At 60.3% G+C, this 16,181-nt stretch carries 16 protein-coding genes; 7 read left to right on the top strand and 9 right to left on the bottom strand.

What is annotated here, in order from left to right; genetic code table 11:
- Positions 1-33 precede the first annotated feature (33 nt).
- The 4 genes from AB3226_RS19020 to mreB all read right to left on the bottom strand — a co-directional run bounded on the left by AB3226_RS19020 (position 34) and on the right by mreB (position 3,539).
- Entirely contained in the window at positions 34-630 is a 597-nt protein-coding gene (locus AB3226_RS19020; protein WP_367374170.1) for a nucleoside triphosphate pyrophosphatase, read from the bottom strand.
- Positions 631-721: 91 nt separating this feature from the next.
- Positions 722-1,213, bottom strand: coding sequence for a rod shape-determining protein MreD (mreD, locus tag AB3226_RS19015; protein WP_038978956.1), 492 nt, complete (start codon positions 1,211-1,213; stop codon positions 722-724).
- Positions 1,213-2,358 carry a rod shape-determining protein MreC gene (mreC, locus tag AB3226_RS19010; protein ID WP_367375818.1) on the bottom strand — a complete coding sequence of 382 codons (1,146 nt, stop codon included), beginning with the start codon at positions 2,356-2,358 and terminating at the stop codon, positions 1,213-1,215. The genes mreD and mreC overlap by 1 nt, the downstream gene beginning before the upstream one ends.
- Before the next feature lie 143 nt (positions 2,359-2,501).
- Positions 2,502-3,539, bottom strand: coding sequence for a rod shape-determining protein MreB (gene mreB, locus AB3226_RS19005; RefSeq protein WP_002555108.1), 1,038 nt, complete (start codon positions 3,537-3,539; stop codon positions 2,502-2,504).
- Positions 3,540-3,749: 210 nt separating this feature from the next.
- On the opposite strand from mreB, the gene gatC reads away from it, so the two are divergent.
- From gatC to AB3226_RS18975, 6 genes are all read left to right on the top strand, one after another.
- Entirely contained in the window at positions 3,750-4,037 is a 288-nt protein-coding gene (gene gatC / locus AB3226_RS19000; RefSeq protein ID WP_007901429.1) for an Asp-tRNA(Asn)/Glu-tRNA(Gln) amidotransferase subunit GatC, read from the top strand.
- 16 nt (positions 4,038-4,053) lie between these two features.
- Positions 4,054-5,505, top strand: a complete 1,452-nt coding sequence (gene gatA / locus AB3226_RS18995; protein ID WP_367374169.1) for an Asp-tRNA(Asn)/Glu-tRNA(Gln) amidotransferase subunit GatA — start codon at positions 4,054-4,056, stop codon at positions 5,503-5,505.
- 10 nt (positions 5,506-5,515) lie between these two features.
- Positions 5,516-6,961, top strand: a complete 1,446-nt coding sequence (gene gatB / locus AB3226_RS18990; RefSeq protein WP_367374168.1) for an Asp-tRNA(Asn)/Glu-tRNA(Gln) amidotransferase subunit GatB — start codon at positions 5,516-5,518, stop codon at positions 6,959-6,961.
- Positions 6,962-7,089: 128 nt separating this feature from the next.
- Entirely contained in the window at positions 7,090-7,464 is a 375-nt protein-coding gene (locus AB3226_RS18985; protein WP_123355900.1) for a septal ring lytic transglycosylase RlpA family protein, read from the top strand.
- 50 nt (positions 7,465-7,514) lie between these two features.
- The gene (locus tag AB3226_RS18980; RefSeq protein ID WP_367374167.1) at positions 7,515-8,576 is read left to right on the top strand and encodes a calcium/sodium antiporter; all 1,062 of its coding nucleotides are present in this window, start codon (positions 7,515-7,517) and stop codon (positions 8,574-8,576) included.
- Positions 8,573-8,953, top strand: coding sequence for a carboxymuconolactone decarboxylase family protein (locus AB3226_RS18975; RefSeq protein ID WP_095055134.1), 381 nt, complete (start codon positions 8,573-8,575; stop codon positions 8,951-8,953). The genes AB3226_RS18980 and AB3226_RS18975 overlap by 4 nt, the downstream gene beginning before the upstream one ends.
- A gap of 136 nt (positions 8,954-9,089) precedes the next feature.
- On the opposite strand, the gene AB3226_RS18970 is transcribed toward AB3226_RS18975, so the two are convergent.
- The 5 genes from AB3226_RS18970 to kdgD form a co-directional block, all read right to left on the bottom strand.
- Entirely contained in the window at positions 9,090-10,031 is a 942-nt protein-coding gene (locus tag AB3226_RS18970) for an AEC family transporter (RefSeq protein WP_367374166.1), read from the bottom strand.
- A gap of 184 nt (positions 10,032-10,215) precedes the next feature.
- Complete coding sequence (gene garD, locus AB3226_RS18965; RefSeq protein WP_367374165.1) at positions 10,216-11,769, bottom strand: galactarate dehydratase; 1,554 nt, start codon at positions 11,767-11,769, stop codon at positions 10,216-10,218.
- A gap of 11 nt (positions 11,770-11,780) precedes the next feature.
- Positions 11,781-13,148 (bottom strand): MFS transporter, encoded by a 1,368-nt coding sequence (locus AB3226_RS18960; protein ID WP_123355908.1) that lies wholly within the window; start codon positions 13,146-13,148, stop codon positions 11,781-11,783.
- Positions 13,149-13,328: 180 nt separating this feature from the next.
- Positions 13,329-14,774, bottom strand: a complete 1,446-nt coding sequence (locus AB3226_RS18955) for an aldehyde dehydrogenase family protein (protein WP_367374164.1) — start codon at positions 14,772-14,774, stop codon at positions 13,329-13,331.
- Between the two features lie 72 nt (positions 14,775-14,846).
- The gene (kdgD, locus tag AB3226_RS18950; protein WP_123498947.1) at positions 14,847-15,758 is read right to left on the bottom strand and encodes a 5-dehydro-4-deoxyglucarate dehydratase; all 912 of its coding nucleotides are present in this window, start codon (positions 15,756-15,758) and stop codon (positions 14,847-14,849) included.
- 234 nt (positions 15,759-15,992) lie between these two features.
- Here kdgD and AB3226_RS18945 point away from each other — a divergent pair, with 234 nt between their 5' ends.
- Positions 15,993-16,172 (top strand): hypothetical protein, encoded by a 180-nt coding sequence (locus AB3226_RS18945; protein ID WP_367374163.1) that lies wholly within the window; start codon positions 15,993-15,995, stop codon positions 16,170-16,172.
- Positions 16,173-16,181: the final 9 nt, after the last annotated feature.

The following is a 16,181-nucleotide window of genomic DNA, read 5'->3' as shown; positions in this document are numbered from 1 at the left end:
CACGATAATGGCCGCATCTTGTCAGTACGACGCTCAACGCGCGTTAAAGGTTTGCCAACAGGGTATGCCGAAATGGCCGAGTAGCTCGCAGGTTTCGCACAGGGGCAATCCGACCACTGCCGAATAACTGCCATTGAGCCCGGCGACGAACACCGCGCCCAGCCCTTGAATCCCATAACCGCCAGCCTTGTCCCCAGGTTCGCCGCTGGCCCAGTAGGCCGCCGCTTCGTCGCGGTCGATGTTGCGAAAACGCACCAGGCTGCGCACCGCCAAAGACTCGCAGCGCTCGCCATCGCGCACAGCAATCGCCGTCAGCACTTCATGTTCGCGCCCGGACAACAGCATAAGCATGGCGCATGCATCGGCTTCGTCCACCGGCTTGCCGAGAATTTTCCCGTCCAGCACCACGGCGGTGTCGGCGCCCAGCACGCAGAAATCCGCGTCGGACACGACCGTCCCGTGTCCGGCCTCAGCCTTGCCGCGCGCCAGACGCTCGACATAGGCCGATGGGGATTCTTCAGGTAAAGGGGTTTCATCAATGTCCGCGCTGATGACGGAGAACGACACGCCGATCTGCGTGAGCAGTTCACGTCGACGCGGCGAGCCTGAGGCGAGGTACAGCTGCTTCATCGAGACATCTCCCTGTCCAGTGCCCTGTCTCACAAATACTGTTCCTTTTTGGCGAGACAGGGCACCAGGTGCGGGCACATGCCTGACCGAATTAATTGATTTTGTAGCGTCGACGCAAACCGCGCAAACCGTAGCTGATCCATGGCCAGAGCAACGCGCTGACCAGTGCCGGCAACACCAGCGCCAGGGTCGGCTGACGATTGCCGGTCAGGGCGCTCAGCCACAACTGAACCAGTTGGGCGAGGCCGAAGATCACCAGGATCACCAGGCTCTGTTGCCACATCGGGAACATGCGCAGGCGCTGTTGCAGCGATAGCACCAGGAAGGTAATGAGCGTGAGGATCAACGCGTTCTGACCCAGCAACGTGCCATACAGCACGTCTTCGGCCAGCCCCAGGCACCAGGCGGTCACCATGCCGACTTTCTGCGGCAGGGCCAACGCCCAGAAGGCCAACAGCAAGGCCAGCCACAGAGGACGCAGGATTTCCATGAATTGCGGCAACGGCGAAACGCTGAGCAGCATGCCAATGGCAAAGGTCAGCCAGACCATCCAGCCGTTTCGGGAGGAAGTTGCACCGCCCATTATTCTCTTCCCCCAGTGGTGGCCGGCGCGGAGACAGGCGGTTTGGCAGCAGGCTTCACGGCTGCGGGTTGGGCTGCCGGTGGTTTGGCGGCTGGTGCCGATGCGGGTGGCTTGCTGGCAGCATGGGCAGCGGCAGGTTTTGCCGGGGGCGCGGCAGCAGGTGCGATAACAGGTGCAGCCGCCGGAACAGCCGGAGCAGCGACAGTAGCCGGTATCACCGACACGGCCGGTTTCGGCACGGTCGCAGGAATGATCGGCCCACCGCCGTGCTGGTCCAGAGCTTCCTGAGCCTGGGCGGCTTCGTTGGCGCGCTCCTCGGCTGTGCGACCGTCACTGAACACCAACAGCAGATAACGGCTGCGATTCAACGCGGCGGTCGGCACCGCACGGACGATGGCGAACGGCTGACCGGAATCGTGAATCACTTCCTTGACCGTCGCCACCGGGTAACCCGCCGGGAAACGCTGGCCGAGGCCGGAGCTGACCAGCAGATCGCCTTCTTTAATGTCGGCGGTATCGGCCACATGACGCAGCTCAAGGCGCTCCGGGTTGCCGGTGCCGCTGGCAATCGCCCGCAGACCGTTACGGTTCACCTGCACCGGAATGCTGTGGGTGGTGTCAGTCAGCAACAGTACGCGGGAGGTGTACGGCATCAACTCCACCACCTGACCCATCAGGCCGCGGGCATCGAGCACCGGCTGACCGAGGATCACACCGTCGCGCTCACCTTTATTGATGATGATGCGATGGGTAAAGGGGTTGGGGTCCATGCCGATCAATTCGGCCACTTCGACCTTCTCGTTGACCAGCGCGGAAGAGTTGAGCAACTCGCGCAGCCGAACGTTCTGCTCGGTGAGGGCGGCCAGCTTTTGCATGCGCCCCTGCAACAGCAGGTTTTCGGTTTTGAGTTTTTCATTTTCGGCGACCAGTTCGGTACGGCTGCCGAATTGGCTGGCCACACCTTGCCATAGCCGCTGCGGCAGGTCGGTGATCCAGTAAGACTGCATCAGCACCAGCGACATTTGGCTACGCACTGGCTTGAGCAGTGTGAAGCGGGCATCGACCACCATCAGCGCGACCGATAGCACAGCCAGCACCAACAAGCGCACGCCCAGTGAGGGGCCTTTGGTGAAAAGCGGTTTAATAAGCCGCTCCTCCCAGGCAAATGTTCTCTTTATTCATACGGCATCAAACCGGCCTGGATGCAGACTGACAGAAGATAAACGTCAACAGGCAGCACTGCAAAGTGCTGCCTGCGCGCTCAACAGCATAGAGGCGATCCGGCGACTTATTCGCTGGAAAGCAGATCCATGGTGTGTTTATCCATCATTTCCAATGCACGGCCACCGCCACGAGCAACGCAGGTCAGCGGGTCTTCGGCGACGATCACCGGCAGACCGGTTTCCTGGGCCAGCAACTTGTCGAGGTCGCGCAGCAAGGCGCCACCACCGGTCAGTACCAGACCACGTTCGGCGATATCCGACGCCAGCTCCGGAGGCGACTGCTCCAGCGCGCTTTTCACTGCCTGAACGATGGTGGCCAGGGACTCTTGCAGAGCTTCCAGCACTTCGTTCGAGTTCAGGGTGAATGCGCGTGGAACGCCTTCGGCCAGGTTACGGCCACGAACGTCGACTTCACGAACTTCGCCGCCCGGGTAGGCCGTACCGATTTCCTGTTTGATGCGCTCGGCGGTGGATTCGCCGATCAGGCTGCCGTAGTTGCGACGCACGTAGGTGATGATCGCTTCGTCGAAACGGTCGCCGCCAACCCGTACGGATTCGGCATAGACCACACCGTTGAGGGAGATCAGCGCGATTTCAGTGGTACCGCCACCGATATCGACAACCATCGAACCGCGAGCTTCTTCTACCGGCAGGCCAGCACCGATCGCAGCAGCCATCGGCTCTTCGATCAGGAATACTTCACGGGCACCGGCACCAAGGGCCGATTCACGGATGGCACGACGCTCAACCTGGGTCGATTTGCATGGAACGCAGATCAGCACACGAGGGCTAGGCTGCAGAAAGCTGTTTTCGTGAACCTTGTTGATAAAGTACTGCAGCATTTTTTCGCAGACGCTGAAGTCGGCGATCACACCGTCCTTCATCGGACGAATGGCAGCAATGTTGCCCGGCGTACGGCCGAGCATGCGCTTGGCCTCGGTGCCGACAGCAACGACACTTTTCTGGTTACCGTGTGTCCGAATAGCCACAACGGAGGGCTCATTCAGGACGATACCGCGCTCGCGCACGTAAATAAGGGTGTTGGCAGTGCCCAGGTCAATGGAAAGATCGCTGGAAAACATGCCACGCAGTTTCTTGAACATGGGAAAGGGACCCTAGGCAACGCGTGGGTAAAAAAGTGCGGCAAACTCTAACAACGACAGGGATTTTGGGCAAGGCGCCAATATGTTAAATTGGCCGCTTTTCTGTGCACCAAGCCCCACAATCGCGGCCTTGAGACCGTAGAAATGCGGTAGTGTTCCGACAATCTAACACACGGACGCCGTCCGTTCTGTTTTCCACTGGAGAATCCCATGGCGCTTGAACGCTCCGACGTGGAAAAAATCGCTCATTTGGCCTGCCTTGGCCTCAATGATGCCGATCTTCCACACATCACTTCGGCCCTGAACAGCATTCTCGGGCTGGTCGACGAAATGCAAGCGGTCAATACCGACGGTATCGAGCCGCTGGCCCACCCATTGGAAGCGAGCCAGCGCCTGCGTGCAGACGTCGTGACCGAAACCAATCATCGCGAGGCCTATCAGTCCATCGCACCAGCGGTCGAAAACGGCCTGTATCTGGTTCCGAAAGTCATCGACTAAAGGGAAAGAGCCTGCAATGCATCAATTGACTCTGGCCGAGATCGCCCGCGGACTCGCCGATAAAAAGTTTTCTTCCGAAGAGCTGACCAAAGTCCTGCTGGCGCGTATCGCCCAGCTCGACCCGCAGCTCAACAGTTTCATCAGCCTCACCGAAGACCTGGCGCTCCAGCAGGCGAAAGCCGCTGACGCTCGTCGGGCCAATGGTGAGAGCGGCGCCCTGCTCGGTGCGCCGATCGCCCACAAAGACCTGTTCTGCACCCAGGGCATTCGCACCAGCTGCGGCTCGAAGATGCTCGACAACTTTAAAGCACCGTACGACGCCACCGTGGTCGCCAAACTGGCTGCGGCCGGGGCCGTGACCCTGGGCAAGACCAACATGGACGAATTCGCCATGGGGTCGGCCAACGAGTCGAGTTACTACGGCGCGGTGAAAAACCCGTGGAACCTGGAACACGTTCCGGGCGGCTCGTCTGGCGGTTCGGCGGCTGCGGTTGCCGCTCGTCTGTTGCCAGCGGCGACGGGCACCGACACCGGCGGCTCGATTCGCCAGCCCGCCGCGCTGACCAACCTCACCGGCCTGAAACCGACGTACGGTCGCGTTTCGCGCTGGGGCATGATCGCTTACGCGTCCAGCCTCGATCAGGGCGGTCCATTGGCCCGCACCGCCGAAGACTGCGCGATCCTGCTGCAAGGCATGGCCGGTTTCGACCCGCAGGACTCCACCAGCATCGACGAGCCCGTGCCTGATTACAGCGCCGGCCTCAACGGTTCGCTGCAAGGTCTGCGCATCGGCGTGCCGAAGGAATACTTCAGCGCAGGTCTCGACCCGCGCATCGCCGACCTGGTCATGGCCAGCGTTGAAGAGCTGAAAAAGCTCGGCGCCGTGGTCAAGGAAATCAGCCTGCCGAACATGCAGCACGCAATCCCTGCGTACTACGTGATCGCCCCGGCGGAAGCGTCTTCCAACCTGTCGCGTTTCGACGGCGTGCGTTTCGGCTATCGCTGCGAAGACCCGAAAAACCTGGAAGACCTGTACAAGCGTTCCCGTGGTGAAGGTTTCGGGGCGGAAGTGCAGCGCCGGATCATGGTCGGTGCCTACGCGCTGTCGGCCGGTTACTACGACGCCTACTACCTGAAGGCGCAGAAAATCCGTCGCCTGATCAAGAACGACTTCATGGCTGCCTTTAATGAGGTCGACATCATCCTCGGCCCAACCACGCCGAACCCGGCCTGGAAACTCGGCGCCAAGAACAGCGACCCGGTCGCTGCGTACCTGGAAGACGTCTACACCATCACCGCCAACCTCGCCGGTCTGCCGGGCTTGTCCATGCCTGCAGGTTTTGTCGATGGCCTGCCGGTCGGCGTGCAACTGCTCGCCCCGTATTTCCAGGAAGGCCGCTTGCTCAATGTTGCCCATCAGTACCAACTGAACACTGACTGGCACACTCGCACCCCAACCGGCTTCTGAGGAGAAACACATGCAATGGGAAGTCGTGATCGGGCTGGAGATTCATACCCAGCTCACCACCCGGTCGAAAATCTTTTCCGGTAGTTCCACCACCTTCGGTTCCGAGCCGAACACCCAGGCCAGCCTGGTAGACCTCGGCATGCCCGGCGTATTGCCGGTGCTGAACCAGGAAGCGGTGCGCATGGCGGTGATGTTCGGTCTGGCCATTGATGCCGAGATCGGTCAGCACAACGTGTTCGCCCGTAAAAACTACTTCTACCCGGACCTGCCCAAGGGCTACCAGATCAGCCAGATGGAATTGCCGATCGTGGGCAAGGGCCACCTGGACATCGCCATGGAAGACGGCACGATCAAACGTGTTGGTGTGACCCGTGCGCACCTGGAAGAAGACGCCGGCAAGAGCCTGCACGAAGAGTTCACCGGTGCCACCGGCATCGACCTGAACCGTGCCGGTACGCCGCTGCTGGAAATCGTTTCCGAGCCGGACATGCGCAGCGCCAAGGAAGCCGTGGCCTACGTCAAGACTGTCCACGCGCTGGTGCGTTACCTCGGCATCTGCGACGGCAACATGGCCGAAGGCTCACTGCGTTGCGACTGCAACGTGTCGATCCGTCCAAAGGGCCAGGTTGAATTCGGCACGCGCTGCGAGATCAAGAACGTCAACTCGTTCCGCTTCATCGAGAAAGCGATCAACAGCGAAGTGCAGCGCCAGATCGAGCTGATCGAAGACGGCGGCAAGGTGATCCAGCAGACCCGTCTGTACGATCCGAACAAGGACGAAACCCGTCCGATGCGCAGCAAAGAGGAAGCCAACGACTACCGTTACTTCCCCGATCCGGACCTGCTGCCAGTGGTCATCGAGGACTCGTTCCTCGACGACGTGCGCGCCACCCTGCCGGAACTGCCACCGCAGAAACGCGAGCGCTTCCAGGAACAGTTCGGTCTGTCGGTCTACGACGCCAGCGTCCTGGCTACCAGCCGCGAGCAAGCCGATTACTTCGAGAAAGTCGTGAGCATCGGCGGCGACGCCAAACTGGCGGCCAACTGGGTGATGGTTGAGCTGGGCAGTCTGTTGAACAAGCAAGGCCTGGACATCGACCAGTCACCGGTTTCGGCCGAGCAACTGGGCGGCATGCTGCTGCGCATCAAGGACAACACCATCTCCGGCAAGATTGCCAAAGTGGTGTTTGAAGCGATGGCCAACGGCGAAGGCAGTGCGGACGAGATCATCGACAAGCGCGGCCTCAAGCAAGTGACCGACACGGGCGCGATCTCGGCGGCGCTGGACGAAATGCTCGCGGCCAATGCCGAGCAGGTCGAACAATACCGCGCGGCAGACGAAGCCAAACGCGGCAAGATGTTCGGTTTCTTCGTCGGCCAGGCCATGAAAGCCTCCAAAGGCAAGGCCAACCCGCAACAGGTCAACGAACTGCTTAAAAGCAAGCTCGAAGGCTAACCACAGTGATCGTTCCCACGCTCCCGCGTGGGAACGCCTCACTGGACGCTCTGCGTCCGCTTTTGTGACGCGGAGCGTCACGGGCTGCATTCCCACGCGGAGCGTGGGAACGATCATGGGGTCACCTAATGAAGCGTCTGCTCAGTGCCTGCGCCCTGCTCTCTCTGCTGGCCGGTTGTGCCAGTACGGATACCATCGATCCACACGGCTACGACAAGACCGGCGTAGCTTCGTATTACGGCGCCAAACACCATGGCAAACGCACCGCCAGCGGCGAGCGTTTCAACCAGCACGGCCTGACCGCCGCCCATCGCCAATTGCCATTCGGCACCCGGGTGAAGATTACCAACCTGAATAACGACAGGTCCTGCGTGGTGCGCGTCAACGACCGCGGGCCATACTCTCGTGGGCGCCTGATCGACGTGTCACGTGAAGCGGCCGAACAGTTGGGCATGCTGCGCAGCGGCACCGCGAAGGTTCGCGTGCAAGCCCTCGACGACTGATAGACGGAGCGCTGACTATTTTCGGACTTGCCGATTTACCCCTGATCAGCGTGATTGAATTGTTCAGCGGTCTGTTTTTACTGATCGCGGGCGCCGAACTGATGGTGCGCGCCGCCGTGCGCCTGGCCGCGCGACTGCATGTGCGGCCGCTGATCATCGGCCTGACCATCGTGGCCCTCGGCAGCAGCGCACCGCAGATGGCGGTCAGCCTGCAAGCCACCCTGGCGCAAAACGCCGACATCGCCGTCGGCAGCGTGATCGGCAGCAGCATCTTCAACATCCTCGTCACCCTCGGGCTCTCGGCGCTGATTATTCCGCTGCGGGTTTCGCGGCAATTGGTGCGCCTGGATATTCCGCTGATGATCGGCGCCAGCCTGCTGGTGTTCGTACTGGCGTGGAACAAAGAACTGAACCGCACAGACGGCATTATTCTGCTGGGTGCGCTGGTGCTGTACCTGGGCTTGCTGCTGCGCCAGTCGCGGCACTCGACCCGTCCGCCATCGGGGGCGCATGAAGCGCCACAGGCACCGTGGTTCAGCAGCCTGCTGATGATCGTCGCCGGGCTGGCGATGCTGGTGTTCGCCGGGCACTTGCTGCTCGGCGCCGCAGTGGCGGTCGCGACCGACCTGGGGTTGTCGGAGCGGATCATCGGCCTGACCATCGTCGCCGTCAGCACGTCCTTGCCGGAGCTGGCCACTTCGTTGATCGCCGCGTTACGCGGTCAGCGGGACATCGCGGTGGGCAACGTGATCGGCAGCAACCTGTTCAACCTCTTGGGCGTGCTCGGGCTTACCGCATTGATCGCGCCTTCGCCGCTGTCGGTCTCGCCCAACGCCCTGGATTTCGACCTCCCGGTGATGCTCGGTGTCGCGGTGCTGTGCCTGCCGGTGTTCTATTCCGGCTACCGGGTGACTCGCGCCGAAGGCCTGCTGTTTTTGGGTTTGTACCTGGCCTATGGGCTGCACGTGGTGTCGTTCACCACCGGCATGCCGCTGGCCGGCAAGCTTGAACACCTGATGCTGTTTTTCGTCCTGCCGGCGCTGGGGGCGTTTTTGCTGTTCACGTCGCTGCGCGCCTGGCGTCGCCAACACCACAAGAGGGAATTGCCATGAGCACTGATAAAAAGGCTGGGGTTGAAGTCCGTCGCCAAGTGATGGGCGACGCTTTCGTCGACCGCGCATTGGGCAATGCCACCGAGTTCACTCAGCCGCTGCAGGACTTCGTCAATGAACACGCTTGGGGTGGTGTGTGGAATCGCGAAGGTCTACCGCTGAAAACCCGCAGCCTGATCACCCTCGCCGCGCTGACCGCATTGAAGTGCCCGCAAGAATTGAAAGGTCACGTGCGTGGTGCGCTGAACAACGGCTGCACCGTGGAAGAAATTCGCGAGGCGCTGCTGCATTGCGCGGTGTATGCCGGCGTGCCGGCGGCGATCGACGCGTTTCGGGCGGCGCAGGAAGTGATTGATAGCTACCAGAAGCCTGAGTGACTGATCTGACGCCTTCGCGGGCAAGCCCGCTCCCACAGGTTTCAGTGTTGTTAATCAAATTCCATTCACACCGAAGATCCCTGTGGGAGCGGGCTTGCCCGCGATGAGGCCCTAGAGAACACTACAGCTCCCGAGGTTAAATCCACCCACCCCACTGCAACAAGAAGATCCCGACGTTGGTAGTGACCGCCGCCATCAGCGTGGTAATCACGATGATTGCCGCCGCCAGTTCATGATTGCCATTAGCCTGCCGAGCCATGACGAAACTGGCTGCGGCGGTCGGGCTACCGAAGTACAGAAACAGAATCCCCAATTCCGCCCCGCGAAAACCCCAGAGCCAGGCACCGAGTGTCGCCAGCACCGGCAGGCCGATCATCTTCACCAGGCTTGAACTCAGCGCCATCGTGCCGCTTTTGCGCATCGCCGCCAGCGACAACGTGCCACCGATACAGATCAACGCCAACGGCAAAGTGGTTTGCGCCAGGTACTGGCCGGACTTTTCCAGCCACCCCGGCAAGCCGATTCCGAAATAGGCAAATGGCGCCGCCGCAAACACGCTGATGATCAACGGGTTGACCATCACGCTCTTGCAGATGCTCCAGGGGTCAGACTTGATCACCGGGCTGTAGACCGCCAGCACGATGGTCGAAAGCGTGTTGTAGAACAGGATCACCAACGCCGCGAGAATGGCCCCGAGGGAAATCCCGTAATCGCCGTACATGCTCGCCGCCAATGCCAGACCGATAACGCCGTTGTTGCCGCGAAACGCGCCTTGGGTGTAGATGCCCCGATCTTCCCGCGGGCATTTCCAGATCGCCCAGCCCCAGGCAATCGCAAAACATACCAGTGTGGCGATCGAGAAATAGATCAGCAGCGCCGGTTGCAGCGCGGCATGCAGGTCGGCATGCAAGATGCCCAGAAACAGCAACGCCGGCATGGTGACGTTGAACACCAGGGCCGACGCGGTATGAATGAAATTGTCGTTGATCCAGTCGATGCGCTTGAGCAGCGCCCCCAGAAACAGCATGGCAAACACCGGCGCGGTGATGTTCAGGGTTTCGAGGAAAATAGCCAGCATGCCGGGAGAACCTTGGGTGGGCGTCGTTAGGGGGCTAATGATAAGCCACCAAGTCCCCTGCCGTCTGGTAGATCGCCATCGCGGGCAAGCCCGCTCCCACAGGTTTCAGTGTTGTTAATCAAATTTGGTGAACACCGAAGATCCCTGTGGGAGCGGGCTTGCCCGCGATGAACGATGACGCGGTCTACGTGATCGGCGCAGGGTTGAACAAGGTAATGTCGTTATGCAGCTTGTGCTGCTCCGCCCACGTCTGTTTCTTGCCGCTGGCCACGTCCAGGTAGTAGTGGAACAACTCCCAGCCAAGGTCCTCAATCGACGCCCGCCCGGTGGCAATCCGCCCGGCATCGATATCGATCAAATCCGGCCAGCGTTGCGCCAGCTCTGTGCGGGTCGACACCTTCACCACCGGTGCCATCGCCAACCCATAAGGCGTACCCCGCCCGGTGGTGAACACATGCAGGTTCATCCCCGCCGCCAACTGCAACGTCCCGCAGACAAAATCACTGGCCGGGGTCGCGCAGAAAATCAGACCTTTGCGCTTGAAGCGCTCACCAGGACCGAGCACCCCATTGATCGCGCTGCTGCCGGATTTGACGATCGATCCCAAGGACTTCTCGACAATGTTCGACAACCCGCCCTTCTTGTTCCCCGGCGTGGTGTTGGCACTACGATCCGCTTCGCCCTTGGCCAGGTAACGGTCGTACCAGTCCATTTCCCGCACCAGTTCCTGAGCCACTTCCTCGGTTTCGGCGCGGGACGTCAGCAGGTAGATCGCATCACGCACTTCGGTGACTTCGGAAAACATCACCGTCGCCCCCGCCCGCAACAACAGGTCCGAGGCATAGCCGAGCGCCGGGTTGGCAGTGATGCCAGAGAACGCATCGCTGCCGCCGCACTGCATGCCGAGGATCAGTTCGGACGCCGGCACGGTTTCCCGGCGACGCAGATCGAGCTTCTTCAAACGAGTCTCGGCCAGCGCCATGATCTGCTCGATCATCTCGGTAAAACCGTGACTGGAATCCTGCAAGCGGTACAACCACGGATCGCTCAAATCCACCGAACTGTCGTTCTCGTGCATCACCTGCCCGGCCTGCAATTTCTCGCAGCCCAGGCTGATCACCAGCGCTTCGCCACCCAGGTTCGGATTGCGTGCCAAGTTGCGCACGGTACGAATCGGGATGTACGCGTCGGTGGCGGTGATCGCCACGCCGCAGCCGTAACTGTGGGTCAGCGCCACCACGTCATCGACGTGCGGATACTTGGGCAGCAACTCGTCCTTGATGCGCTTCACCGCGTGATCCAACACCCCAGTGACGCATTGCACGGTGGTGGTGATACCCAGAATGTTGCGCGTGCCGACGGTGCCGTCGGCGTTGCGATAACCCTCAAAGGTGAAGCCTTCCAGCGGTGCCTGCGCGGCCGGCACTTCGGTGGACAGCGGCAGGCTGTCCAGCGGTGGCGCGGTCGGCATGCGCAGTTGATCTTCCTTGACCCAGCTGCCGCGAGGAATCGGCTGCAATGCGTAGCCAATCGTCTGGCCGTAACGAATCACCTGGCCGCCTTCGGGAATATCCTCGAGCGTGACCTTGTGGCTCTGCGGCACGAAATCCACGGTGACCAGGCCATCGGGGAATTCAGTGCCGGCCGGAACGCCCTGATCGTTGACCACGATCACCACATTGTCCCGCTCGTGCAGGCGGATGTAGCGCGGCGAGTCGGAATGTTCAATCAACTGCATGACGCCGCTCCTCAGGAATGCGCTTCAGATAACTTATTGTTGGTTTCAGGACCGCTGACTGGCGGCTCTTTGAGCACTACACGCTTGATCGGGCCAACGATCACCAGATAGCTGAATACTGCCACCAGCGCGTTGCAACCGACGAACACCAGCGCCCATTTAAACGAGCCGGTGGAGCTGATGATGTAACCGATAACGATCGGCGTGGTGATCGACGCGATGTTGCCGAAGGTGTTGAACAAGCCACCGCTGAGACCGGCGATCTGTTTCGGCGAAGTATCGGACACCACCGCCCAGCCCAACGCACCGACGCCTTTGCCGAAGAATGCCAAGGCCATGAAGCCAACGACCATCCATTCAACGTCTACATAGTTGCAAGCCACGATGCTACTGGAAACCAGCAAGCCAGCGATGATCGGCGCCTTGCGGGCGAAGGTCAGCGAATGGCCTTTACGCAGCAGGTAATCGGAAATCACCCCGCCAAGCACACCACCGATAAACCCGCAGATCGCCGGCAACGAGGCAATGAAACCAGCCTTGAGGATGGTCATGCCGCGCTCCTGCACCAGGTACACCGGGAACCAGGTGAGGAAGAAGTAAGTGATGCCGTTGATGCAGTACTGGCCCAGATACACGCCGAGCATCATGCGGTTGGTGAGCAGTTGGCGGATGTAATCCCACTTCGGACCGTCGCCCTTTTTGCCTTTGCCTTTGTCCGAGTCCATGTCGACCATGCCGCCGTTGTCGGCGATGTGCTTGAACTCGGCGTCGTTGATCATCGGGTGTTGGCGCGGGCTGTGGATAACCTTCAGCCAGATCCCCGAGAAGATGATGCCGATTACGCCCATGACGATGAACACATGCTGCCAGCCAAAGGAATAAACGATCCAGCCCATCAGCGGTGCGAACAACACGGTGGCGAAATATTGCGCAGAGTTGAAGATCGCAGACGCTGTCCCGCGTTCAGCGGTCGGAAACCAGGCCGCCACGATGCGTGCGTTGCCGGGGAAGGATGGCGCTTCGGCCAGGCCCACCAAAAAGCGCAGCATGAACAGCGCAACCACCGCCGTGGACATGCCGAACTCACCAACATAGCCCTGCAGCACGGTGAACAGCGACCAGGTGAAGATACTTAGCGCATAGACTTTTTTCGAACCGAAACGGTCCAGCAGCCAGCCACCGGGAATTTGCCCGGCCACATAGGCCCAACCGAATGCGGAGAAGATATAACCGAGGGTGACCGCGTCGATGCCGAGGTCTTTTTGCAGGCTGGAGCCGGCGATTGCGATGGTGGCCCGGTCGGCGTAGTTGATCGTGGTCACCAGGAACAGCATGAGCAGGATCAAATAGCGGACGTGAGTCGGCTTGGTCGATTGCATTGTAGAGGTACTCCCACTGATTATTTTTATGCGCGGGTGATCATGTTGTTATGCGGGAACCGCTTTATGTGGGAGCCGGGCTTGCCCGCGATGCAGGCACCTCGGTATGTCAGTCACACCGCGGTGATGCTATCGCAGGCAAGCCAGCTCCCACACAAGCCGGTGCCTACAGGTGTTGCATTACGAACCGATGTAGCTGGTCTTCACGACCGTGTAAAACTCTTGCGCATAGCGACCTTGCTCACGTGATCCATAGGATGAACCTTTACGCCCACCAAACGGAACGTGGTAATCCACGCCGGCGGTCGGCAGGTTGACCATCACCATCCCGGCCTGGGAGTGGCGCTTGAAGTGGTTGGCATACTTCAGCGACGTGGTAGCGATGCCCGCCGACAGACCGAATTCGGTGTCGTTGGCCATGGCCAGCGCCGCCTCGTAATCGGCGACGCGAACGATGTTGGCCACCGGGCCGAAGATCTCTTCGCGACTGATACGCATCGCAGCGTCGCTGTCGGCAAACAGCGTTGGGGCGAGGAAGTAGCCTTCGGTGTCGCACGTCACCAGACCACCGCCGCTGACCAGACGCGCACCTTCGGACTGGCCGATGTCGATGTACTTCATGTCTTGTTCAAGCTGAGCCTGCGAGACGACCGGACCGATATCAGTGCCGGTTTTCAGCGCGTGGCCGACCTTGATCGACTTCATGCGCTCGGCCATGGCTTCGACGAATTTGTCGTGAATCCCGGCAGTAACGATGAAGCGGCTCGACGCGGTGCAACGCTGGCCGGTGGAGTAGAAAGCGCTCTGTACCGACAGCTCGACCGCTTGCTTGAGGTCGGCGTCATCCAGAATGATCTGCGGGTTCTTGCCGCCCATTTCCAGCTGAACCTTGGCCTGACGCGACACGCAGCTAACAGCGATCTGGCGACCCACGCCCACGGAACCGGTGAAGCTGATGCCATCAACTTTCGGGCTCTGCACCAGCGCATCGCCAACCACGCGACCGCTGCCCATCACCAGGTTGAACACGCCGGCCGGGAAGCCTGCGCGGGAGATGATTTCCGCCAGCGCCCAGGCACAGCCCGGCACCAGATCAGCAGGTTTCAGGACGACGCAGTTGCCGTAAGCCAGAGCCGGAGCGATTTTCCACGCCGGGATCGCGATCGGGAAGTTCCACGGGGTGATCAGGCCGACCACCCCGAGCGCTTCGCGGGTCACTTCAACGTTGACGCCCGGACGCACCGACGGCAAATAGTCGCCGGACAGGCGCAGGCACTCACCGGCGAAGAACTTGAAGATGTTGCCGGCGCGAGTCACTTCGCCGATGGCTTCGGGCAGGGTCTTGCCCTCTTCCCGGGCCAGCAAGGTGCCGAGTTCTTCGCGACGGGCGAGGATTTCAGTACCGACTTTATCCAGTGAATCGTGACGTGCCTGAATGCCCGAAGTGGACCAGGCCGGGAGCGCGGCGCGAGCGGCGTCGATGGCGGCGTGGACCTGAGCCAGATCAGCCTTGGCGTAATCGCCGATGGTATCGGTCAGCTCGGACGGGTTGATGTTGGCGCAGTAATCACTGCCCGCCACCCATTCGCCGTTGATGTAGTTATTGAAACGCTTTGAATCAGCCACGGGCTGCTCCTTTAAAAGAAGTCCTCACGCAAAAAGCCGCTGATTGCTCAGCGGCCCTGGTTTTGTGGGGTGTTACTGAGCACCTTGCTTGTCGATCAGCGCGGCGAGCATTTCGTACTCTTCGCCCGTCAGATCGGTCAGCGGTGCACGCACAGGGCCTGCGTCATAACCGGCAATTTTTGCCCCGGCCTTGACGATGCTCACGGCGTAACCGGCCTTGCGGTTACGGATGTCCAGGTACGGCAGGAAGAAGTCGTCGATGATCTTGCCGACGGTGGCGTGATCTTCGCGAGCGATCGCGTGGTAGAAATCCATCGCGGTTTTCGGAATGAAGTTGAACACCGCCGAGGAGTACACCGGCACGCCCAGCGCCTTGTAAGCCGCGGCGTAGACTTCAGCGGTCGGCAAACCGCCCAGGTAGCTGAAGCGATCACCGAGGCGGCGACGGATCGACACCATCAGCTCGATATCGCCCAGGCCATCCTTGTAACCGATCAGGTTCGGGCAGCGCTCAGCCAGACGTTCCAGCAAAGGAGCGGTCAGGCGGCAGACGTTGCGGTTGTAAACCACCACGCCGATTTTTACCGATTTGCATACCGCTTCAACGTGGTCGGCAACACCGTCCTGGCTGGCTTCGGTCAGGTAGTGCGGCAGCAGCAACAGGCCTTTGGCGCCCAAACGCTCGGCTTCTTGAGCGTATTCGATGGCTTGACGAGTTGCGCCACCGACACCGGCCAGGATCGGCACGCTGGTAGCGCAGGTGTCGACGGCAGTCTTGATGATTTCCGAATATTCGCTGGCCGCCAGAGAGAAGAACTCACCGGTGCCGCCGGCGGCGAACAATGCCGAGGCGCCGTATGGGGCCAGCCATTCGAGACGTTTGATGTAGCCCGCGCGATGGAAATCGCCCTGAGCATTGAAGTCGGTGACCGGGAACGACAGCAGGCCGGAAGAGAGGATGGACTTCAGTTCTTGTGGATTCATTATTCGAACACCCTGGAAGCAACGTTGTGTGAGAAAACCGTTCAGCCTTCGCCGAAGTTGTAGGTCATCGTACAACTTAAAATACAGCCGTCAACTGCATTTCATCGCTGCACTCAAAAATTGCGTCGGAAAAGGTAATTCCTTGACGTAGGAAAGATCTCATCTACGATCCAAACAGCTGTATATGCATACAGTTAAATTTGATTCTACCTACGACATATCAAGGAGCTAGAAATGTCAGGTCTACACGCAAAACCGAAGGAAAACCTGAAACAGGTCATTGCCGATCTGGATGATCTTTTTACCGAGCACGGCATCGCCCTTTCTGGCGATGTCGACACGCTTAAACTCACCGCCGGCAGCCATCACGGCCTCAAACATCAACGCCGAGGCCCGCTGCCGAAAAATCGCTGAAAGGCGCGC

This window comes from Pseudomonas lini, assembly GCF_964063345.1.
In the GTDB taxonomy this organism is placed as follows: domain Bacteria; phylum Pseudomonadota; class Gammaproteobacteria; order Pseudomonadales; family Pseudomonadaceae; genus Aquipseudomonas; species Aquipseudomonas lini_B.
This window is presented reverse-complemented; position numbering and strand designations above follow the sequence as displayed.